Consider the following 20,877-nt stretch of genomic DNA (forward strand, 5'->3'; position numbering starts at 1 on the left):
GTGACGCCGACCAACCCGGTGCCGCAGCAGAACGGCGGCGGCCGGCCGTATCCGAGCGGGGGGACGAGCGGGTCCGGCGGGCAGGGCGGCGGGCCGCAGATCCCGCAGCCGGGCGGCGGCGCGTCCCTCGACCAGTGCCCGGACGGGACGGCCTTCTACCGCGCCACGGCCACCGGCGTGGACGTCCTCGTCACCGTCTCGGCGAGCGGCCTGATCCGGGCCGAGCTCATCCCGCGGAGCGGTTCCCCGAAGTCGCAGCAGGCCAGCGCGAACGCGGGCCGGCCGCACACCTTCCACTTCACCGGCGTCGCGCCGGGCCAGGTGGAGCGCGTCAAGATCACCACGGTGTCGGTCGGCGGCGGCATGCAGAGCTGCTACGCGCGCGCCGTCTGAGCCCCGCCGGCGCGCGGCCGGGGCGGCGCGGCCGGCATCCGGACGTCCGCGACGGACACGTTGACCGCGGCGACCCGCGTGCCGAGCATCATCCCGATCACCCGCGCCACGTTCGCCTGCACGGCCTGCGCCACGTCCTTGATCACGCAGCCGTACTCGACCGCGATGGCGAGGTCGACCGTGGCCCCGTCGTCGTCCGAGGCCACCCGCGTCCCCGCCGGGGCCGGCCCGGAGACTCCGGCCACCTCCAGCGCGGCCAGCGCGGCGATCTTCTCCAGGACCGCGTCGTCGACGGTGATGCGGCCCTCCACCGCCACGGTGACGTCGCCGGGGGAGCCGTGCATCGTCATCGGCACCGCGGTCGCCTGGGACGCCCCGCCCGCCGGCGGCGTTCCCGCCGGCGGGGCGGGCGGCGCGGGGAGGGGGGTGCCGCGCGGCGGTGTCGATCCCGGACGTCCCCGCATCCCGGGGAAGTAGGGCGCGGAACCGGGATCCGGTCTCGGCTCGACGCCTTCGGTCTGCCGCCTGTCGGGCCCGGTCATGATCGCTCCCAAGGTTCGGTTCGGATGACCATGGTGTCGGAGTCCCCCCGGAAAAGTCACGCGGGCCCGGGTCTCCGGACACGGCCGCGGCGGCGGCCGGGAGGGCATCCCGGCTACTGCCCCGGGCGCCTGCCTCTCTATGCTGCTGGTCAGGCCGTGAACAAAAGGAGACCACCGTCTTGACCGCAGAGCCGGAGGAGTCCGTGGCGCAGCAGGGGCGCGGCGACGCGCCCGGGGCGGGCGCCGAGAGCGAGGGCACGCCCCGCTTCGAGGAGGAGGGAGGCGGCGCGGGCACGCCCGACAACTTCCAGCGGCTCTGGACACCGCACCGGATGGCCTACATCAAGGGTGAGGGGCGTCCGACGGGCGCCGGGTCGGGCGACGGCTGCCCGTTCTGCGACATCCCGAAGATGGCAGACGAGGACGGCCTCGTCGTGGCCCGCGGCGAGTCGGTGTTCACGGTGCTGAACCTCTACCCCTACAACTCGGGGCATCTGATGGTCGTCCCCTACCGGCACGTCGCCGACTACACCGAGCTGGAGGAGCCGGAGTACGTCGAACTGGCGGTGTTCACCCGCCGCGCCCTCACCGCGCTGCGCAAGGCCAGCGGGGCGCAGGGCTTCAACGTCGGTATGAACCTCGGCCTCGTCGCGGGCGCCGGCATCGCGGCGCACCTGCACCAGCACGTCGTCCCGCGCTGGGGCGGCGACACCAACTTCATGCCGGTCGTCGGGCGCACCCGGGTCCTGCCCCAGCTGCTGCGCGACACCCGGCAGATGCTCGCCGACGCCTGGCCGGTCTCATGAGCGCGCCCGGAAGGCCGGTCCTGGTCTACGACGGCGACTGCGGGTTCTGCACGTCGTCGGTGCGGTTCCTGGAGCGGCACGTGCCCGTCCGCGCGACGGTCATCGCGTTCCAGTTCGCCGACCTGGACGCGCTCGGCACCACCGCGGAGCGGGCGCGGCGCGAGGTGCTGTGGGTCGACCGCGCCGGCCGGGTCAGCGGCGGCGCCGAGGCCATCGGGCGGATGCTGACGGCCGCCGGCGGCATCTGGCGGGTGCCCGGCGTCGTCATGCGGGTCCCGCCGGTGAGCTGGGTCGCGCACGCCGTGTACCGGCTCGTCGCGAACAACCGGCAGCGGATGCCGGGCGGGACGGCGGCGTGCATGCTGCCTCCCGACCGGCGCCCCGGCGCGCAGGCCTGATCGGCGGCTCAGGCGGCGGGCGGCGCCGCCGGAGCCGGCCGGGCCGCCGCCGTCCCGCCGCGCAGCCGCTCGGGCAGCAGCGGGGTCAGCCGCTCCAGCGGCAGGAACGCCGCGAGCCAGATGGCGTGCGGCAGGAAGTGGATCGTCATCAGCGCGTAGGTGACGGCGTGGAAGCCGGCGAAGAACAGCACCAGCGCGTACAGCGGCCGGCCGCGCAGGAACAGCATCACCGGGGACAGCGCCTCCGCGAAGAACATGATCCACTGGCTGGCCTTCAGCATCACCGGGTAGCCGATGAGGCTGCGGCCGAGCGGCGTCCCGCGCCGGCTCAGCGCCCACTGGACGGTCGAGCCGTTCGGCCACGCCGGGAACCCGCCGATCCGCACCTTCGCCCACGCCGACAGGAAGTACGCCGCGACCACGCCGAGCTGGATGCAGCGCACCGACCACGCCGACGCCTCGCAGCGCCGCGTGTCGCCGACGCCGGCGCGCCCGACGCTCGGCAGCACGAACAGCGCCGCGATGAGGGCGAGGTGGTCGTGGTCGACCTTGCCGTACGACATGCTGATCGTGACCCACCACAGGTATCCGCACGCGGCGAGGTAGCCGCTCGCGCGGGGCAGCACCCGGCCGGTCATGGCGACGAGCCCGGCCGCGACCGTCACCGTCAGCAGCGCGTACATCGCCCACGGCGTGGGCGCGGGCAGGTGCAGGAGCCGGCCGAGCAGCACCGGCTGGTACAGGTCGGCGGGCAGCCGCGCGTGCGCCAGCGTGCTCCCGGTCAGCAGCAGCATGTCGAACGGCAGGAACACGTAGCCGATGATCCGCAGCCAGGCGATCCGGGCGCGCGGCACGGGCCCGAACCACCAGCGGCCCCACGCGGTGCCGGCCGGCTCGGGCGCGTCCCCGGCGGGCCGGACCGGACGGGGCGCCTCCGGCGTCGCGGCGGCGGTCACCGCACGTCCCAGACGACGCGGTTCTGCCGCATGACCGACACGACCTTGCCGCGCTTCAACGTCTTGATCTCCTGCACGACGTAGATCCTGGTGAGCCTCGGCCGGTCCGGGTGCAGCCTGCGCTGCCCGTCGGCGATCCCCTGCAGCAGCGACGGATTCCGGCGGATCCGCGGCATCTGCCCCTCGATCTCGGCGCGCTTCATGCCCGTCCCGACGGCGTCGAAGGACAGCGCCACATGCGTGCCGGCGGCGGTGTCGGCCTCCAGCCAGTACGAGCTGATCGTCCCGCCGTCGTCCTTCACCGAGAAGGCGAACTGCGTCATCGGCCCGAGCGGGAAGTCGTCGTTGCTCCCGTACGCGCTGGTATAGAAGAGGGCGCCGACGACGGCGGCGCCCGCGAGTGACCGCCAGAGCCGCGCGCGCGGCCCCAGCCGGGGGGGAGGAAGGTGCACGCGGCAAGCCTAGAGCCCCGCCCGGCGGGTGCGGGCGGGGCTCGGGGCGGCCGGTACCCGAGCTGAGGAGTACTAGGCGTCCCGCGACTCGGCGGCGACCTTGTCGGCCAGATGGGTCGGGAGCGGCTCGTAGCGCAGGAACGTGCGGCTGAACGTGCCGGTGCCCTGCGACATCGACCGCAGGTCGATCGCGTACCGGACGATCTCCAGCTGCGGCACCTCGGCCTTGATCACGGTGCGGCCGCCGGGCACCGCCTGGGAGCCCAGCACCCGGCCGCGCCGCGAGGTGAGGTCGGACATGATCGGGCCCACGTACTCGTCGGCGATCAGCACGTCCACCTCGTCGACCGGTTCCAGCAGCAGGATCGGCACCTGGCTCGCCGCGTCCTTCAGCGCGAGCGCCCCGGCCGCCTGGAACGCCATGTCGGAGGAGTCGACCGAGTGCGCCTTCCCGTCGTGGAGGGTGACCTTGATGTCGACCAGCGGGTACCCGGCGGACACGCCGCGCGCCATCTGCTGCCGGACGCCCTTCTCGACCGAGGGGATGAACTGCCGCGGCACGACCCCGCCGACGATCTTGTCGACGAACTCGAAGCCCTCGCCGGACGGCAGCGGCTCCACGTCGACGTGGCAGATGCCGTACTGGCCGTGCCCGCCGCTCTGCTTGACGTGCCGCCCGAGGCCCTTGGCCGTCCCGCCGAACGTCTCCCGCAGCGGGACGCGCAGGCCGACCCGGTCGACCTCGACGCCGTACCGGGCCCGGAGCCGGTCGATCAGCACGTCGGCGTGGGCCTCGCCCATGCACCACAGCACCAGCTGCCGCGTCTCGGCGTTGTTCTCCAGCCGGAGCGTCGGGTCCTCGGCGACGAGCCGGGCGAGCGCCTGGCCGAGCTTGTCGTCGTCGGCCTTGGACCTCGCCCGGATCGCGACCGGCAGCAGCGGGTCGGGCATCGACCACGGCGCCATCACCATCGGCGAGCCGGGATCCGACAGGGTGTCGCCGGTCTCGGCGCGGCCGAGCTTCGCCACCGCGCAGATGTCGCCCGCGCCGCAGGACGCCACGGTCCGCTGCGTCTTGCCCAGCGGGGAGGTCAGCGCGCCGACCCGCTCGTCGACGTCGTGGTCCTCGTGCCCGCGGTCGGCCATGCCGTGCCCGGACACGTGCACCGTGGTGTCGGGGCGCAGCGTCCCGGAGAACACCCGGACCAGCGAGATCCGCCCCACGTAGGGGTCGGACGTGGTCTTGACGACCTCGGCGACCAGCGGGCCCGCCGGGTCGCAGGCGAGGTCCTTCGGCGGCCCGCCGTCCACCGCCGTCACCGGCGGGATCCCGTGCTCCAGCGGCGAGGGGAACGCCTGCGTGACGACCTCCAGCAGTTCCAGCATGCCGACGACCGGCCCGGGGTGGTCGCCGTGCGGGACCGACGTCGCGAGGACGGGGTAGAAGCTGCCGCGCGCGACCGCGGTCTCCAGGTCCTCGATGAGCGCCTTGACGTCGATGTCCTCACCGGACAGGTACCTGTCCATGAGGGTCTCGTCCTCGCTCTCCTGGATGATCCCCTCGATCAGCGACGCGCGCTGCTCGGCGATCTGCTCCAGGTACCCGGGGTCGGGCTCGCACTCGGTGCGCCGCCCGGTGGAGTAGTCCAGGCAGCGCCGCGACAGCAGCCCGATCAGGCCCTTCAGTCCGCCGTCCGTGTCCGCGGCGGGGAAGTACAGCGGCGCGACGCCCTCGCCGAACACGTCCTGGCAGGCCATGACGACGTCGTCGAAGTCGCCGCGCTGCTGGTCGATCTTGGTGATGACGACCGCGCGGGGCATCTGCACCGCCGCGCACTCCTCCCACAGCATCCGGGTGAGGCCGTCGATGCCGTCCACCGCGGAGATCACGAACAGCGCCGCGTCGGCGGCGCGCAGCCCGGCCCGCAGGTCGCCGACGAAGTCGGCGTAGCCGGGCGTGTCGATGAGATTGACCTTGACGTCCCCGTGCACGAGCGGGGCGAGCGCGAGGTTCACCGAGCGCTGCTGGCGCACCTCGACCTCGTCGAAGTCGCTGACCGTGGTCCCGTCCTCGACCTTGCCGGCCCGCTGCACCGTGCCGGTCGCCGCGAGCAGCGCCTCGACGAGCGTGGTCTTGCCCGCCCCCGAGTGGCCGACCAGCGCGACATTGCGCACCTTGTCGCACCCGCCGGCCTCCGGTGCCCTGCCGGGGGCTCCCGGGTGGCCTCCCTTGTCCGCCATGACTACCTCCTCGGACGGGTCTCCGCGCGGAGGCCCGCGTGCGGCTCGGGCCCGGCCCCGGCGGGCCCGGCCCTGACGTCCGAGTGCGGCGTCCGACCTCGTCCAATCGCGCGTGACCGACGTCACACCCGTAGCACCACCCTTTCCCGTGACGGCCGGGACCACAAGGGGTGAACGGCGTTCATCCGTGGTCTGTCCGGGCCGGAGGCCGCCCAAACCCGGCGCCGACCACGTCCGCGCCGGGTCCGCACTACGATTGGGCGCGCCCGGTCGCCGGTGACGGGCGGCCCGCCCCGCCGGCCGCGGCCCCCCACCCGCAGAACACGAGAACGGACGGCGATGCTCAACAAGATCAGGCCCGCGCTGGGGCGCGTCCTCACCCCGATCGGACGGGGCGTCGCGCGGACCGGGGTCTCGCCCAATGCCATCACCGTCATCGGCACGGTCGGCGTCGCCGCGGGCGCGCTCGTGCTGTTCCCGCGCGGGGAGTTCTTCTGGGGGACGCTGGTCATCACGGCCTTCGTGCTGTTCGACATGCTCGACGGCGCGGTCGCCCGGGTCACCGGCAAGATCTCCAAGTTCGGCGCGTTCCTGGACTCCACCATGGACCGGGTCGCCGACGCCGCGATCTTCGCCGGGCTGATGATCGGGCTCTACCGGGACGGCCAGGAGCCCCTCGCCGGGGTCGCGCTGTACTGCCTCGTCTCCGGCGTCGTGGTGTCCTACGCCAAGGCCCGCGCGGAGGGGCTCGGCTACACCTGCAACGTGGGCATCGCCGAGCGCGCGGAGCGCCTCATCGTCGCGCTGGTCGCGGCCGGGTTCGACGGCCTCGGCGTCCCCTACATCCTGGCCGTCGCGCTGTGGGCGCTCGCCGCGCTCAGCACCGTCACGGTCGGGCAGCGGTTCGCCACCGTCTACGTCCAGGCCAGGGAGTCCCCGGCCGGTGGCCGGCCGGACGCCGGCGCGGAGCGGGAGAACGGTGAGCGGCGGACGCCGGAGCCGCGGCCATGACCACGCCCCGCCGCGGAGGCGACGCGCCGTCGCTCCGCGATGAGGTGACCGACGCCGTCTACGCCCTCGGCTGGACGGTCGTCCGCAAGATGCCCGAGAGCGCGGCCCGGCTGATCTTCACCGCGCTCGCCGACCGCACCTGGCACCGGTACGGGTCCGGGGTGCGGCAACTGGAGAGGAACCTGTGCCGCGTCCTCGGCAAGGACGCGGTCGACGACGAGGTCCGCGTCCTCAGCAAGAAGGTGCTGCGCTCCTACCTGCGGTACTGGCTGGAGGTCTTCCGGCTGCCCGAGTACGACAGGGCCCGGATCCTCGGCCGGATGCGCGTCACCGGCGAGAAGAAGATCTTCACCAACCTCGACTCCGGGCGCGGCGTCATCCTCGCCCTGCCCCACATGGGCAACTACGAGCACGCCGGGGCGTGGCTCGTGCACAGCGGCTACCCGTTCACCACCGTCGCCGAGCGGCTGGAGCCCGCGTCGCTGTTCGACCGGTTCGTCGAGTTCCGCGAGAGCCTCGGCATGGAGGTCCTCGCCCACAAGGGCGCCTCCGCGTTCGGGCGGATGGCGCAGCGGCTCCGCGCCGGGCGGGCGGTGTGCCTGGTCGTCGACCGCGACCTCACCGACAGCGGCATCGACGTCGAGTTCTTCGGCGCCACCGCCCGGATGCCCGCCGTCTCCGCCGCGCTCGCGCTCCAGACCGGCGCCGCCCTCATCCCCGTGACACTCTGGTACGAGGGCGAGTACTGGGCGGCGCGCGTCCACGAGGAGATCCCGGTCCCGGACGGGGGCGGCAGACAGGAGAAGATCCAGGCCATGACCCAGGAGCTCGCCCGCGCCTTCGAGGAGGGCATCGCCGCCCACCCCGAGGACTGGCACATGCTGCAGAAGGTCTGGGTGGACGACCTCCCGGACGCGCGGAGATGAGAGCCGGCCGATGAAGATCGGAATCGTCTGCCCGTACACGTGGGACGTCCCGGGCGGCGTGAAGCAGCACATCGCCGACCTCGCCGAGGCGCTGATCGGCCTCGGCCACGACGTGTCGGTGATCACGCCGGCGGACGACGTCGCCGAGCTGCCGCCCTACGCCGTGTCCGCCGGGCGCGCCGTCCCCGTCCCCTACAACGGCTCCGTGGCACGGCTGGCGTTCGGGTTCCTGTCGGCCGGCCGGGTCCGCCGCTGGATCCGCGACGGCGGCTTCGACGTGCTGCACGTCCACGAGCCCGCCGCCCCCTCCCTCGGGCTGCTGGCCTGCTGGGCGGCGGACGGGCCCATCGTCGGCACCTTCCACGCCTCCTACGAGAAGTCCCGGGTGGTGTCGGTGACCGCGCCGATCCTGCAGAGCGCCCTGGAGAAGATCACCGGCCGGATCGCGGTGTCGGAGGCCGCCCGCACCACGCTCGTCGAGCACCTCGGCGGCGACGCCGTACTGATCCCGAACGGCGTCGCGACCGAGCGGTACGCGATGGCCGAGCCGCTGCCGGGCTGGCACGGCCGCGCCGAGGCCCCGCGCGGCGAGGGGGGCGCGCTCGGGTTCCTCGGCCGCATGGACGAGCCCCGCAAGGGCCTGCAGGTGCTGCTGCGCGCCTTCGAGGTCCTCGGCCGCCGCCGGCCGGGGCTGCGGCTGCTGCTCGCCGGGCCCGGCGACGCCGACGACGTGATCGCCCGGGTCTCGCCCGAACTGCGCGACCGGGTCGTCGTGCTCGGCCTGATCAGCGAGGAGGACAAGGTCCGCGCCTACCACTCGGTGGACGTGTTCGTCGCGCCGAACCTCGGCGGCGAGAGCTTCGGCATCGTGCTCGCCGAGGCGATGTCGGCCGGGGCCCCGATCCTCGCCAGCGACATCGAGGCGTTCGACCGGGTGCTGCTCGGCGGGCGGGCCGGGGCGCTGTTCCCGGCCGGCGACCACGAGGCGCTCGCGGCGGCGGCCGGCGAGCTGCTGGACGACCCCGCCCGGCGCAAGCAGCTGTCCGCGGAGGCCCGTGCCGCCGTCCGCGCCTACGACTGGTCGGCCGTCGCCCGCGACGTGCTGAGGGTGTACGAGACGGTCACCGACGACGGCGCCGGCGTCGTCGAGTCCGGCCTCGGGGTGTAGGGAGGCGCCGGATGTCCTACGACTGGATCATCGACGTCCTGTTCTGGATCGCCGTCGTCTTCCTCATCGGCGTGTACGTGTCATGGCGCGCCACCCGGCTGGACCGGCTGCACGTCCGCGTCGAGACCGCCCGCGCCGCGCTGGACGCCGCGCTCGTCCGGCGGGCCGCCGCCGCGCTGGAGCTGGCCGCGTCCCGGCTGCTCGACCCGGCCACCAGCCTGGTGCTGGCGACCGCGGCGCACGAGGCGCGCACCGCCGACGCCGAGCGCCGCGAGTTCGCCGAGAGCGACCTGTCGCGGGCGCTGCGCGCGGTCGTCGACCAGCCCGAGTTCGTCGGCACCATCACCGCCCGCGGCGCGGGCGAGGGCGCCGAGGTCCTGGCCGAGCTGTCCTCCGCCGCCGCGAAGGTCGCCTACGCCCGCAACTTCTACAACGACGCCGTCTCCCAGGCCCGGATCGCGCGCCGCAAGCTGCTCATCCGGGTGCTGCCGCTCGCGGGGCGCGCCCCGCTCCCGGACTTCTTCGAGATCGACGACGATCCCCCCGGGATCTGACCCCCCGCCCGGCTCCGGTCGTGCGAGATTGATCACAGCGGGGGCCCGGGGCCGTACCCCTGGACGGGCGGGCGCACCAGGCCGCGTTCGCTACTCTCTGGCAGACCGTCCAAGGGAGGGGTACATCGTGCGATCCGCATGGGCCACCACCACCCGGGGCCGCGCGGCCGCGGGGCTCGGCGTCCTCGTCGCCGGTGCCGCCGCCCTGCCGGCCTGCTCGGACTCCGGCGGCCCGGCGACGGCGCCGCCGCCGCGCAGCACCGGCGCCCCGGCGCCGAGCGCGACGCCCGAGCCCGCCGTGCACCCGTTCAACGGCGGCACGAAGGGGCTGGACAACCCCGTCCTCGCCGTGAAGATCGAGAACACCCGGCCGGCGCTGCCGCAGAGCGGGGTGAAGGCCGCCGACATCGTCTACGTCGAGCAGGTCGAGGGCGGCGAGACCCGGCTGATGGCGGTGTACTCCTCCCGGCTGCCGAAGAAGGTCGGGCCCGTCCGCAGCGCCCGCATCTCCGACCTGCACATCCTGCCGCAGTTCGGCCGGCCCGCCTTCGCGTTCTCCGGCGTCCAGAGCAAGATGAAGAAGTACGTCCGCAAGGCGCCGGTGTACGACCTGTCGCAGGAGAAGGCCGGCGGCGCCTACTTCCGCTCCAGCGCCAAGCGGATCCCCTACAACCTGTACGCCGACCCCGGGGACCTGATCAAGCGGGCGCCGAAGGCGGCGAAGCCGCGCGACATCGGGTTCCGGTTCGGGGACGCCCCCGAGGGCGGGAAGCCGACCAGGTCGTTCACCGCGCGCTGGCCGGCGGCGACCATGGGCTTCACCTGGTCGGCCAAGGAGAAGCGGTGGCTCGCCAGCTGGGGCGGGCGCCCGGACAGGGCCGCCGAGGGCGGCCGGCTGGGCGGCAGGACCGTCGTCATCCAGTACGCCAAGACGACCCGCTCGAAGTTCCACGACTTCCTCGGCAGCTACACGCCGCTGATCCACACCACCGGCACCGGGCGGGCGCTGGTCCTGCGCGACGGCAAGGCCTACAAGGCCGAGTGGTCGCGGCCGTCCGAGGCCAAGGGGACGACCTTCACCACCCCCGACGGCAAGCCGATGACCTTCGCGCCCGGCCAGGTCTGGGTGCTGCTCGTCAACGACGGCAAGCCCTACACCCCCTGACCGCACCCCCTGACCGCGACCGGGCGGGGCGCCCGGCGATCACTCTGTAAGCGGCGGGCCGCGCACGTTGACGCTCTGCCGGGTCGAACGGTCGCCCGAGCAGGCAATATCATGGAAAGTGACTTGTCGTCCGTCCACGTAAGGAATGCCCGTGTCCACTACCACTCCCGCCACTGACAACGCCGCGCCCGAGACCGGGACCGCCCGCGTCAAGCGCGGCATGGCGGAGATGCTCAAGGGCGGCGTGATCATGGACGTCGTCACGCCCGACCAGGCGAAGATCGCCGAAGACGCGGGTGCGGTCGCCGTCATGGCCCTGGAGCGGGTGCCCGCCGACATCCGCGCCGAGGGCGGCATCTCCCGGATGAGCGACCCCGACATGATCGACGGGATCATCAACGCCGTCTCCATCCCGGTGATGGCCAAGGCCCGCATCGGCCACTTCGTCGAGGCGCAGGTGCTGCAGGCGCTCGGCGTCGACTACATCGACGAGTCCGAGGTGCTCACCCCGGCCGACTACGAGAACCACATCGACAAGTGGGCGTTCACCGTCCCGTTCGTGTGCGGTGCCACCAGCCTCGGCGAGGCGCTGCGCCGCATCACCGAGGGCGCGGCGATGATCCGCTCCAAGGGCGAGGCCGGCACCGGGGACGTGTCCAACGCGACCACCCACATGCGGCGGATCCGGCAGGAGATCCGCCGGCTCCAGTCGCTGCCCGAGGACGAGCTGTACGTCGCCGCCAAGGAGCTCCAGGCCCCCTACGAGCTGGTCAAGGAGGTCGCGCGGGCCGGCAAGCTGCCCGTCGTGCTGTTCACCGCCGGCGGTATCGCCACCCCCGCCGACGCCGCCATGATGATGCAGCTCGGCGCCGAGGGCGTCTTCGTCGGCTCCGGGATCTTCAAGTCCGGCAACCCCGCCGAGCGCGCCGAGGCCATCGTGAAGGCCACCACCTTCCACGACGACCCCGACGTGATCGCCAAGGTGTCCCGCGGGCTCGGCGAGGCCATGGTCGGCATCAGCGCCGCCTCCCTCGGCGAGGACCAGAAGTTCGCGGGCCGCGGCTGGTGAGGTGATCGGGGGCCCGGGGGTCCACAGCGCGGCCTGACAGGGTTAACCTGGCGGCGTGGCCGGGTGGGCGGTGTCCGGCCGCGGGAGGGGAGAGCATGGCTTGGTCGGTCGCGCTGGCGTGCGCGAGCGCGGGTGAACCCACCGAGGTGTTCCGGCCGGGCCTGGTGCCCGACCCGGACGCCGCCGCGGCGATCGCGCGCCGCCTCTACCCGGCGGACTCCCTGACCGAGACCGGCGACACGGTCCTGGACTTCGCGCTCTGGCCCTACGAGGACGAGCTGTTCGTCGGCGCGTTCGAGCGGGCGCTGCTGCTGTGCGACCGGCGGCTGTTCTGCCTCGACGACGACGCCCGCCGGATCGCCGACACCGCCGCCGCCGCGCTGCCCGGGTCCCACTGCGGCGTCCTCGTCCTGCACAACGTGATCCGCGGCTGCTGGTTCCGCTGGTACGAGTCCGGCGAGCTGCGCCGCGAGGTGTTCGTCACCGCCGAGGACGGCGTCGTCGTCGACCAGGGCGACCGGCTGCCCGCCGAGCGGCCGTTCTGGCGCGCCATCGACGCGGGCGCGCCGGACGTCCCGCTCCCGTTCGACCCCGAGCAGTTCGGGCTCGCCCTCGCCGAGGCGCACATGTTCGGCCGCGGCATCGCCGACCGCGGCAAGGACGGCTTCCTGCCGCTGGAGCTCCCCCTGCGCCGCTTCAAGCACGCCTGAGCGGCGCCTGACCGGCGCGGGGGAGCGCCCTGCCCGGGAAGATCGGCCACGTCGCGGGGCGTTGTAAGGAACGTCTAGGGTTGAGGCCCGCCATGGGCGCGGTCGAGACCCGCAGCCCAACCCCGGGAAGGCCCCCACGTGACGACTGTGCCGACGATCGGTGTCCTCGCCCTCCAGGGCGACGTGCGCGAGCACGTCCGCGCGCTGGAGGCGGCCGGGGCGCGCACCCTGACCGTGCGCCGCCCCGAGGAGCTGGAACGCGTCGACGGCCTCGTCCTGCCCGGCGGCGAGTCCACCACGATGTGGCGGCTGGCGCGCTCCTTCGACCTCCTCGACCCGCTGCGCAAGCGGATCGAGGCGGGCATGCCCGCGTACGGCTCCTGCGCCGGCATGATCATGCTGGCGGACCGGATCAGGGACGGCGCGGCCGGCCAGGAGACCTGCGGCGGGATCGACATGACCGTGCGGCGCAACGCGTTCGGCCGGCAGGTCGACTCCTTCGAGGCGCGGGTCCCGCTGACCGGCATGGGAGACACGCCGTACCACGCCGTTTTCATCCGCGCACCCTGGGTGGAGTCCGTCGGCGAGGCCGTGGAGGTCCTCGGGCGCGCCGAGAGCGGCCCGAACGCCGGTAGGATCGTCGCCGTTCGTCAGGGACGTCTCATGGCGACCTCGTTCCATCCGGAGTTGACAGGCGATTTCCGCGTGCACCACTACTTCGCCGATCTGGTGCGCCGGACGACAGAGGAGGAGTGACAGATGTCCGGCCATTCCAAGTGGGCGACGACCAAGCACAAGAAGGCGGCCCTCGACGCCAAGCGGGGCAAGCTCTTCGCGAAGCTGATCAAGAACATCGAGGTGGCGGCCCGCACCGGCGGCGGTGACCCCGATGCCAACCCCACCCTCTACGACGCCATCTACAAGGCGAAGAAGAACTCCGTCCCCAACGACAACATCGAGCGCGCCCGCAAGCGCGGCGCCGGTGAGGAGGCCGGGGGCGCCGACTGGCAGACCATCACCTACGAGGGCTACGCGCCCGGCGGCGTCGCGGTGCTCATCGAGTGCCTCACCGACAACCGCAACCGCGCCGCCTCGGAGGTCCGCGTCGCCCTCACCCGCAACGGCGGCTCCCTCGCCGACCCGGGCTCGGTGTCGTACATGTTCAACCGCAAGGGCGTCGTGATCGTCCCCAAGGCGAACACCAGCGAGGACGACGTGATGATGGCCGTCCTCGACGCCGGCGCCGAGGAGGTCAACGACCTCGACGACGAGAACTTCGAGGTCGTCAGCGAGGCCGGCGACCTGGTCGCCGTCCGCACCGCGCTGGTCGACGCCGGCATCGACTACGAGTCGGCCGAGAGCAAGTTCCTGCCGAGCGTCACCGTCCCCCTCGACGAGGACAACGCCAAGAAGGTCTTCCGCCTCCTGGACGCCCTGGAGGACTCCGACGACGTCCAGGACGTCTACGCCAACTTCGACGTGTCCGACGAGGTCATGGCCTCCATCGACGCCTGACGCCCGCCGCCTCCGGACGCCGCCGCCGCCCGCTCGGGCGCGGCGGCGTTCGCGGCCACGCCGTTCTCGCTCGACTTCTTCTGACCGGCGCCGCGGATTGGTAGCGTTGGCGGCCGAACAGATGATCGAAGGAGCGGCCGTGCGGGTGATGGGGGTGGACCCCGGGCTCACCCGGTGCGGGGTGGGGGTCGTCGAGGGCGCCCCGGGCAAGCGGCTCCACCTGGTGCACGTGTCCGTCGTCCGGACCGACCCCGGCGAGGACCACGCCCTGCGCCTGGTGGGCATCGAGGCGGGCATCGAGGCGGCGCTGGAGCGGTTCCGGCCGGACGCCGTCGCCGTCGAGCGCGTGTTCTCCCAGCACAACGTCCGGACGGTGATGGGCACCGCGCAGGCGGCCGGCATCGCGATGCTGGCCGCGGCCCGGCGCGGGCTGCCCGTCGCGCTGCACACGCCGAGCGAGGCCAAGGCCGCCGTCACCGGCAACGGGCGCGCCGACAAGGCGCAGGTGACCCGGATGGTGACCCGGCTGCTGTCCCTGGATACGGCCCCCAGGCCGGCGGACGCGGCCGACGCGCTCGCCCTGGCCATCTGCCACGTGTGGCGCGGGGGAGCGCAGCAGCGGCTCGCACACGCGCAGCGGTCGCGCATCGAGGAGGCGGCCCGCGCCGAGCGCGCGCGGCTCGCCGCCCGCAGCAGAGGAGGAAGTGCCCAGTGATCGCCTTCGTCAGCGGCCGGGTGGCCGCCGCCGGACCCGACGGGGCGGTGATCGACGTGCACGGCGTCGGCCTGTCGGTGCAGTGCACCCCCGCGACCCTCGCCGGGCTGCGGGTCGGCGACCCGGCGCACGTGCCGACGTCCCTGGTCGTCCGCGAGGACTCCCTCACGCTCTTCGGGTTCGCCGACGACGACGAGCGGACGGTGTTCGAGCTGCTGCAGACCGCCAGCGGGATCGGGCCGCGGCTCGCCCTGGCGATGCTCGCCGTCCACACGCCGAACGCGCTGCGCCGCGCGGTGGCCGCCGAGGACGTCACCGCCCTCACCAAGGTCCCCGGCATCGGCAAGAAGGGCGCCCAGCGGATCGTCCTGGAACTCAGGGACCGGCTCGGCGGGCCGATCGGCGGCGCCGACGAGGTGCGCGCGCCCGCCCGCGCCGAGGCGTGGCGGGAGCAGGTGCAGATGGGCCTGGTCAACCTCGGCTGGTCCGCCAGGGACGCCGGCGCCGCCGTGGACGCGGTCGCCGCCGACCTCGACGGCGCAGAGGCCCCGCCGGTGGCGGCCCTGCTGAAGTCGGCTCTGAAGAAGCTCAGCAAATGAGCGGGGAGTTCGAGGAGCTCGGGCAGTTCGAGCGGCTCGTCTCGGCGGACGCCGACGGGGCCGAGGAGCAGCGGATCGAGGCCGCGCTGCGGCCGAAGAAGCTGGACGACTTCGTCGGGCAGGAGCGGGTGCGCGAGCAGCTGTCGCTGGTGCTGCACAGCGCGCTGCGGCGCGGCCGGACGCCCGACCACGTGCTGCTGTCGGGCGGGCCCGGCCTCGGCAAGACCACCCTCGCCATGATCATCGCGGCGGAGCTGGGGCGGCCGCTGCGGATCTCCTCCGGTCCCGCGATCGAGCGGGCGGGGGACCTCGCGGCGGTGCTGTCCACCCTCGCCGAGGGCGAGGTCCTGTTCCTGGACGAGATCCACCGGCTGGCGCGCCCCGCCGAGGAGATGCTCTACATGGCGATGGAGGACTTCCGGGTCGACGTCGTCGTGGGCAAGGGGCCGGGTGCGACCGCGATCCCCCTCGACATCGCGCCGTTCACGCTGGTCGGCGCCACCACCCGGGCCGGGATGCTGCCCGGGCCGCTGCGCGACCGGTTCGGCTTCGTCGCGCACATGGACTTCTACGAGCCCGCCGAGCTGGAGGTCATCGTCCGCCGTTCGGCCGCGCTGCTGGACGTGGAGATCGCGGGCGACGCCGCCGCGGAGGTCGCCGGGCGGTCCCGCGGCACCCCCCGCATCGCCAACCGGCTGCTGCGCCGCGTCCGCGACTACGCCGAGGTCCGCGCCGGCGGCGCCGTCACGCTGGAATCAGCGCAGGCCGCGCTCGCGTTGTACGAGGTGGACGAACGGGGACTGGACCGGCTCGACCGGTCCGTCCTGGAGTCGCTCATGCGCAAGTTCGGCGGCGGCCCGGTGGGCCTGTCCACCCTCGCCGTGTCGGTGGGGGAGGAGCCCGAGACCGTGGAGGTCGTCGCCGAGCCGTTCCTCGTCCGGCAGGGACTGCTGGCGCGGACGCCGCGCGGGCGGGTCGCCACGGCGGCCGCCTGGGCGCACCTGGGCCTCGCCCAGCCGCCCACGGCGCCGATGGCGGGGACCCTGTTCGACGTGGACGAGGACGCCGATCGGCCGCAACGGTGATCATCCGGTAACGGGTTGGGAACTTCCCGGCGTCGCCGATCGTCGCGTCGTTGCCGGGGTCTCGCGTACTCTCTAGACTCCGGGACTTGGTTCACCGTCTCCAGCCGGCGGTCCCGTGCGCGTGACCGTTCCGGTCACTGGCTGGCAATCGACATCGGAAGGATGCTCCCGTAATGGGCAGCGACATGATTCTCGCGGCGGAATCGGGCGGTAGCGGGGCCTTCAACCTGCTCCTGCTCCTCGCCGTACCCCTGGTCTTCTACTTCCTGCTCATCCGCCCGCAGAGCAAGCGGCGCAAGGAGCAGATGCAGATGCAGAGCGACATCCAGCCGGGCGTCAGGGTGCTGACGACCAGCGGGATGCGCGCCACGGTCGTGGAGGTGGACGACGACGGCCTCGTTCTGGAGATCGCGGACGGTGTCGAAGTGAGCTTCGTCAAGCAGGCCGTCATGCAGGTCCTGAAGGACCCCGAGCCCGACGAGCTCGAGGACGAGGACGACGACCTCGACGAGGACACCGAGCGGGACGAGGACGACGCCGTCGACCTCACCAAGGACGACGCCGAGGTCGTCCTGTCCAAGGACGGTGACACCGAGGCCGAGGACGCCGCGGCGGACGAGGACCTCGAGCCCGAGTCCAAGCCGAAGGGGAAGACGAAGGTCAAGGCGGCAGACAAGCCGTCCGCCTGATTCCTGCGGCGACGACAAAGACGGGAAGTACGACGACAAGTGGCTTCGCCCAGTAACGCTCCCAAGCCGGGGCGCACGCTCCTGGCACTGTTCGCGGTCATGGTCTTACTCGCCGGCCTGGCGGTCTGGCAGGGGCGCACGACGCCCAAGCTCGGCCTGGACCTCGCCGGCGGGACGACCGTCACCCTCACGGCCAAGACCCCCAACGGGGAGGATCCCCCGGCCGAGCAGATGAACCAGGCCGTCAAGATCATGACGCAGCGCGTCAACGGCCTGGGGGTCTCGGACGCCGAGGTCGCGAAGCAGGGCAGCAGCAACATCGTGGTGAACGTCCCCGGTGAGGGGCAGAGCCGCGTCGTCAGCCTGATCGGCACCACGGCGAAGCTGCAGTTCCGCGAGGTGTTCGCCACGGCGGACGGGCACCCGGCCGCCGGGGCCTCGCCGGCCCCGTCGCCGAGCGGGTCCGCCAAGGGCAAGGGCGCGGACGACGCGGGCAAGAGCCCGTCCCCGTCCGCGTCCGCGAGCGCCTCGCCGTCGTCGTCGGCGGCCCCGCGCGGCAAAGCGCTGTCGCAGGCGCTGACCGCCCCGACGCCGAAGCCGTCCGGCGGGGCCACCCCGTCGCCGTCGTCGCCGCTGGTCCCGCCGTCCGGTGATCCCACCGGCCAGGGGGACTACCCCGGCGTGACCGACAAGGCCGTCATCAAGCAGTTCGAGGCGCTCGACTGCTACACCGGCGACCGGCACGCCGCCGGGGCGAACGACCCGAACCGCCAGTTCGTCGCCGCCTGTGACCAGGACGAGGAGAACGGCCAGGTCACCAAGTACATCCTCGGGCCCGTCCGGGTGCTCGGCGAGAACGTCGACGAGGCCAACGCGATGCCGCCGAACGCCCAGCAGGGCCAGGCGAGCTGGTCGGTCTCGCTGAAGTTCGACGGCAAGGGCGCCAAGCAGTTCGGCGCGGTCACCACCGACGCGTCCCGGGCCTACCAGCAGAACCCGTCGGCGCCGCAGGCGCAGGTCGCGATCGTCCTGGACGGGCAGGTCGTGTCGGCGCCCGCGATCCGGGAGGGCCCGATCACCGGCGGCACCGCCAGCATCGACGGGCCGCCCGAGAGCTTCGACCAGCAGTACGCCACCGACCTCGCCAACGTGCTCAAGTACGGCGCGCTGCCGCTGGAGTTCACCCAGAGCTCCATCGACGAGGTGTCCTCCACGCTGGGCTCCGACCAGCTGACCGGCGGCCTCATCGCCGGCGCGATCGGCCTCGGCCTGGTGGTCCTGTACTGCCTGTTCTACTACCGGGGCCTCGGCCTGGTGGCGGTGTCCAGCCTGGTCGTGGCGTCCCTCATCACCTACCTGTCGGTGGTGATCCTCGGTGAGGGCATGGGCTTCCGGCTCTCCCTCCCGCACATCATCGGGCTGATCGTCTCGATCGGCATCACCGCCGACTCGTTCATCGTCTACTTCGAGCGCCTGCGGGACGAGCTGAGAGCGGGCCGCAGGCTGCGCTCCTCGGTGGAGAACGCCTGGAAGCGGGCGCGCCGCACCATCCTCGTCGCCGACGCCGTCACCTTCCTGGCCGCGCTGGTGCTGTACTTCCTCGCGGTCGGCGGCGTCGCCGGGTTCGCGTTCGCGATGGGCCTCACGACGCTGATCGACATCGTCGTGGTGTTCTTCTTCACCAAGCCGATGGTCGCGCTGCTGTCGCGCACCGCGTTCTTCGGCAAAGGACATCCGATGTCGGGACTCGATCCGAGGCGGCTGCACCGCGCCGCCGAGGAGAAGGCCGCCGCCACCGCCCGCAAGACGAGCCAGGAGGCCTGACCCATGGGACTGCGCGCGGCCACCTCGCGGATCTACCGGGGCGAGATCAGCGCCGACATCGTCGGCCGTCCGAAGATCTGGTACTCGATCTCCGGGCTGCTGCTGGTGCTGTCGATCGCCGGCCTGGTCTTCCAGGGCCTCAACTTCGGCGTCGAGTTCAAAGGCGGCTCGGTCTTCACCTTCAAGGCGCCGAGCGCGTCGATCGAGCAGGTGCGCACCGCCGTCACCGACGGCGGCGCCCACCAGGCGATTGTGCAGAAGGCCGGCGGCGACTGGCGGATCACGACCGAGAGCATGTCGTCCTCGCACGTCACCGAGGTCAAGACGAGCATCACGCAGGAACTGAAGGTTCCCGCGAGCAAGGTCAGCACCCAGGTCGTCGGCGCTTCCTGGGGCGGTGAGATCCAGAAGAAGGCCTGGCAGGCGCTGGCCGTCTTCATGATCCTGATCATCGCCTACCTGTCGGTGGCGTTCGAGTGGCGGATGGCGGTGGCCGCTGTCGTCGCCCTCGTCCACGACCTCGTCATCACGGCGGGCGTCTACGCCTGGGTCGGCTTCGAGGTCACCCCGGCGACGCTGCTCGGGTTCCTGACGATCCTCGGCTACTCGCTGTACGACGCGGTCGTCGTCTTCGACATGATCAAGGAGGTCACCAAGCCGCTCGGCCCGACCTCCAAGACCACCTACAGCGAGGCCGCGAACAAGGCGCTCAGCAGCACGCTGGTCCGCTCGCTGAACACCTCGCTGGTGGCGATCCTGCCGGTCGGCGCGATCCTGTTCATCGGCACCACGCTGTTCGGTGCGGGCACGCTGAAGGACCTGTCGCTCGCCCTGTTCGTCGGCATGATCGTCGGGACGTACTCCTCGATCTGCGTGGCGACGCCGCTGCTCGTCCAGTTCAAGGAGCGCGAGCCGAAGTACCGGCAGATCCGGGAGAACATCGCCCGCCGGGAGCGGACCGCGGCCAGGCAGGTCAAGACCACCAAGGTCAAGGCCGGCGCCGGCGCCTCCGGCCGGTCCCCGGGCGGGACGGGCGAGGACGACGGCGAGGACGACGGCGGCGAGGGCGCCCACGACGCCTCCGCCGAGGACGTGCGGAACACCGTCACGGTGCGGAAGGTCGTCCAGACGGGGTCGCGGCAGCAGCCCAGGCGCGGGACGCGGCAGCAGCGCCGCGGCGGCAAGTAGAGCAAGGGGACTCTTCGAACGTGGACCTCGGAAAGCTGATCCAGGAGCGGATCCGCGACATCCCCGACTACCCCAAGGCGGGGGTGGTGTTCAAGGACATCACCCCGCTGCTGGCCGACCACGTCGCGTTCGCCGGGGTCGTGGACTCGATCGTCAACCACCACGGCCGCGGCACCATCGACAAGATCGTCGGCATCGAGGCGCGCGGCTTCATCCTGGCCGCGCCGGTCGCCTACCACTTCGGCGCCGGGTTCGTGCCGGTGCGCAAGAAGGGCAAGCTGCCCGCGGCGACGCACGAGCGGACCTACGACCTGGAGTACGGCAACGAGACGATCGAGATCCACGCCGACGCCCTCGAACCGGGCGACCGCGTGCTGATCGTCGACGACGTCCTGGCCACCGGCGGGACGGCCGCGGCCGCCGCCGAACTGGTCCGCCACGGCGGCGGCGACATCGTCGGGCTGTCGGTCCTGCTGGAGCTCTCCTTCCTGCACGGGCGCGACAAGCTGGGGAATCTGGACGTCCATTCGCTGGTTACGGTCTAGTGCGAAACGGCCGGCGGATACACTGGCGCCATCAGGGTCCGGTGGGGACGGGCGCGACCCGCGGGGCGTGCACTGCAGCGCCCGGATGCACTGAGGAGGCTGGGTGCCCGGTGAGGTGGTATCGACCGGCGCGGTGAGCGACGCCGCCGCGGCGCGCACGGCCGGGACGCGTCCCGCGCGGGAGACCGCGGGGGAGCGGGCCGTGAAGGCCGCCGGGGCGTCGACGGTGCCGCCGCGTCGCGCCGACCGCCGCGCGCCACCGCCCGGACGTCCCGCCGAAGACCACCCGGCCACCGAGAACCCGGCCACCGAGAACCCGGCCACCG

The 20,877-nt window shown here is 72.9% G+C and carries 23 protein-coding genes; 19 read left to right on the plus strand and 4 right to left on the minus strand.

All coding sequences use genetic code 11. The features are described from left to right. The coding region (locus E1284_RS41605; RefSeq protein WP_207923844.1) for a hypothetical protein at nucleotides 1-393 on the plus strand (393 nt) is incomplete at its 5' end. Here the strand turns inward: E1284_RS41605 and E1284_RS19290 are convergent. Then, complete coding sequence (locus E1284_RS19290) at nucleotides 375-935, minus strand: Asp23/Gls24 family envelope stress response protein (protein WP_165965336.1); 561 nt, start codon at nucleotides 933-935, stop codon at nucleotides 375-377. The genes E1284_RS41605 and E1284_RS19290 overlap by 19 nt on opposite strands. Before the next feature lie 179 nt (nucleotides 936-1,114). Between E1284_RS19290 and E1284_RS19295 the strand changes: the two genes are divergently transcribed. Continuing rightward, nucleotides 1,115-1,741, plus strand: a complete 627-nt coding sequence (locus tag E1284_RS19295) for an HIT family protein (RefSeq protein WP_243714594.1) — start codon at nucleotides 1,115-1,117, stop codon at nucleotides 1,739-1,741. After that, nucleotides 1,738-2,139, plus strand: coding sequence for a thiol-disulfide oxidoreductase DCC family protein (locus E1284_RS19300; RefSeq protein WP_131940826.1), 402 nt, complete (start codon nucleotides 1,738-1,740; stop codon nucleotides 2,137-2,139). Before E1284_RS19295 ends, E1284_RS19300 begins: the two co-directional genes overlap by 4 nt. A gap of 8 nt (nucleotides 2,140-2,147) precedes the next feature. Here E1284_RS19300 and E1284_RS19305 read toward each other — a convergent pair whose 3' ends face one another. The 3 genes from E1284_RS19305 to E1284_RS19315 form a co-directional block, all read right to left on the minus strand. Beyond that, nucleotides 2,148-3,095: a hypothetical protein gene (locus E1284_RS19305; protein WP_131940828.1), complete on the minus strand. Its 948-nt coding sequence runs from the start codon at nucleotides 3,093-3,095 to the stop codon at nucleotides 2,148-2,150. Next, the gene (locus E1284_RS19310; RefSeq protein ID WP_131940830.1) at nucleotides 3,092-3,547 is read right to left on the minus strand and encodes a hypothetical protein; all 456 of its coding nucleotides are present in this window, start codon (nucleotides 3,545-3,547) and stop codon (nucleotides 3,092-3,094) included. Before E1284_RS19310 ends, E1284_RS19305 begins: the two co-directional genes overlap by 4 nt. A 72-nt stretch (nucleotides 3,548-3,619) precedes the next feature. Then, complete coding sequence (locus E1284_RS19315) at nucleotides 3,620-5,788, minus strand: elongation factor G-like protein EF-G2 (protein WP_131940832.1); 2,169 nt, start codon at nucleotides 5,786-5,788, stop codon at nucleotides 3,620-3,622. A gap of 339 nt (nucleotides 5,789-6,127) precedes the next feature. Between E1284_RS19315 and pgsA the strand changes: the two genes are divergently transcribed. The 16 genes from pgsA (at nucleotide 6,128) to E1284_RS19395 (ending at nucleotide 20,551) form a co-directional block, all read left to right on the plus strand. After that, on the plus strand, nucleotides 6,128-6,799 hold the full coding sequence (pgsA, locus tag E1284_RS19320) for a phosphatidylinositol phosphate synthase (RefSeq protein ID WP_131940834.1): 672 nt from the start codon (nucleotides 6,128-6,130) through the stop codon (nucleotides 6,797-6,799). Next, a complete protein-coding gene (locus E1284_RS19325) occupies nucleotides 6,796-7,725 on the plus strand; it encodes a phosphatidylinositol mannoside acyltransferase (RefSeq protein WP_131940836.1) in 930 nt (309 codons plus the stop codon). The genes pgsA and E1284_RS19325 overlap by 4 nt, the downstream gene beginning before the upstream one ends. Nucleotides 7,726-7,735: 10 nt before the next feature. After that, on the plus strand, nucleotides 7,736-8,893 hold the full coding sequence (locus E1284_RS19330; protein ID WP_131940837.1) for a glycosyltransferase family 4 protein: 1,158 nt from the start codon (nucleotides 7,736-7,738) through the stop codon (nucleotides 8,891-8,893). 11 nt (nucleotides 8,894-8,904) lie between these two features. Further along, nucleotides 8,905-9,447 (plus strand): LemA family protein, encoded by a 543-nt coding sequence (locus tag E1284_RS19335; RefSeq protein WP_131940839.1) that lies wholly within the window; start codon nucleotides 8,905-8,907, stop codon nucleotides 9,445-9,447. Nucleotides 9,448-9,574: 127 nt separating this feature from the next. Beyond that, nucleotides 9,575-10,612: a DUF3048 domain-containing protein gene (locus E1284_RS19340; RefSeq protein WP_131940841.1), complete on the plus strand. Its 1,038-nt coding sequence runs from the start codon at nucleotides 9,575-9,577 to the stop codon at nucleotides 10,610-10,612. Between the two features lie 145 nt (nucleotides 10,613-10,757). Continuing rightward, the gene (gene pdxS / locus E1284_RS19345; RefSeq protein WP_131940843.1) at nucleotides 10,758-11,681 is read left to right on the plus strand and encodes a pyridoxal 5'-phosphate synthase lyase subunit PdxS; all 924 of its coding nucleotides are present in this window, start codon (nucleotides 10,758-10,760) and stop codon (nucleotides 11,679-11,681) included. Between the two features lie 95 nt (nucleotides 11,682-11,776). After that, entirely contained in the window at nucleotides 11,777-12,391 is a 615-nt protein-coding gene (locus E1284_RS19350) for a DUF6928 family protein (RefSeq protein WP_131940845.1), read from the plus strand. Nucleotides 12,392-12,529: 138 nt separating this feature from the next. After that, nucleotides 12,530-13,147, plus strand: coding sequence for a pyridoxal 5'-phosphate synthase glutaminase subunit PdxT (gene pdxT, locus E1284_RS19355; protein WP_131940847.1), 618 nt, complete (start codon nucleotides 12,530-12,532; stop codon nucleotides 13,145-13,147). 3 nt (nucleotides 13,148-13,150) lie between these two features. Then, complete coding sequence (locus E1284_RS19360; protein ID WP_131940849.1) at nucleotides 13,151-13,906, plus strand: YebC/PmpR family DNA-binding transcriptional regulator; 756 nt, start codon at nucleotides 13,151-13,153, stop codon at nucleotides 13,904-13,906. 139 nt (nucleotides 13,907-14,045) lie between these two features. Next, nucleotides 14,046-14,621 (plus strand): crossover junction endodeoxyribonuclease RuvC, encoded by a 576-nt coding sequence (gene ruvC / locus E1284_RS19365; protein WP_131940851.1) that lies wholly within the window; start codon nucleotides 14,046-14,048, stop codon nucleotides 14,619-14,621. Beyond that, nucleotides 14,618-15,220, plus strand: a complete 603-nt coding sequence (gene ruvA / locus E1284_RS19370; RefSeq protein ID WP_131940853.1) for a Holliday junction branch migration protein RuvA — start codon at nucleotides 14,618-14,620, stop codon at nucleotides 15,218-15,220. Before ruvC ends, ruvA begins: the two co-directional genes overlap by 4 nt. Beyond that, on the plus strand, nucleotides 15,217-16,305 hold the full coding sequence (gene ruvB, locus E1284_RS19375) for a Holliday junction branch migration DNA helicase RuvB (protein ID WP_131940855.1): 1,089 nt from the start codon (nucleotides 15,217-15,219) through the stop codon (nucleotides 16,303-16,305). Before ruvA ends, ruvB begins: the two co-directional genes overlap by 4 nt. 173 nt (nucleotides 16,306-16,478) lie before the next feature. Next, nucleotides 16,479-16,994 (plus strand): preprotein translocase subunit YajC, encoded by a 516-nt coding sequence (gene yajC, locus E1284_RS19380; protein WP_131940857.1) that lies wholly within the window; start codon nucleotides 16,479-16,481, stop codon nucleotides 16,992-16,994. Between the two features lie 99 nt (nucleotides 16,995-17,093). Next, nucleotides 17,094-18,818, plus strand: coding sequence for a protein translocase subunit SecD (gene secD, locus E1284_RS19385; protein ID WP_131940859.1), 1,725 nt, complete (start codon nucleotides 17,094-17,096; stop codon nucleotides 18,816-18,818). A 3-nt stretch (nucleotides 18,819-18,821) separates the two neighbouring features. Then, nucleotides 18,822-20,006, plus strand: a complete 1,185-nt coding sequence (gene secF, locus E1284_RS19390) for a protein translocase subunit SecF (protein WP_131940861.1) — start codon at nucleotides 18,822-18,824, stop codon at nucleotides 20,004-20,006. A 20-nt stretch (nucleotides 20,007-20,026) separates the two neighbouring features. Continuing rightward, entirely contained in the window at nucleotides 20,027-20,551 is a 525-nt protein-coding gene (locus E1284_RS19395; protein ID WP_131940863.1) for an adenine phosphoribosyltransferase, read from the plus strand. Nucleotides 20,552-20,877: the final 326 nt, after the last annotated feature.

The organism is Actinomadura bangladeshensis, from assembly GCF_004348335.1.
GTDB lineage: Bacteria > Actinomycetota > Actinomycetes > Streptosporangiales > Streptosporangiaceae > Spirillospora > Spirillospora bangladeshensis.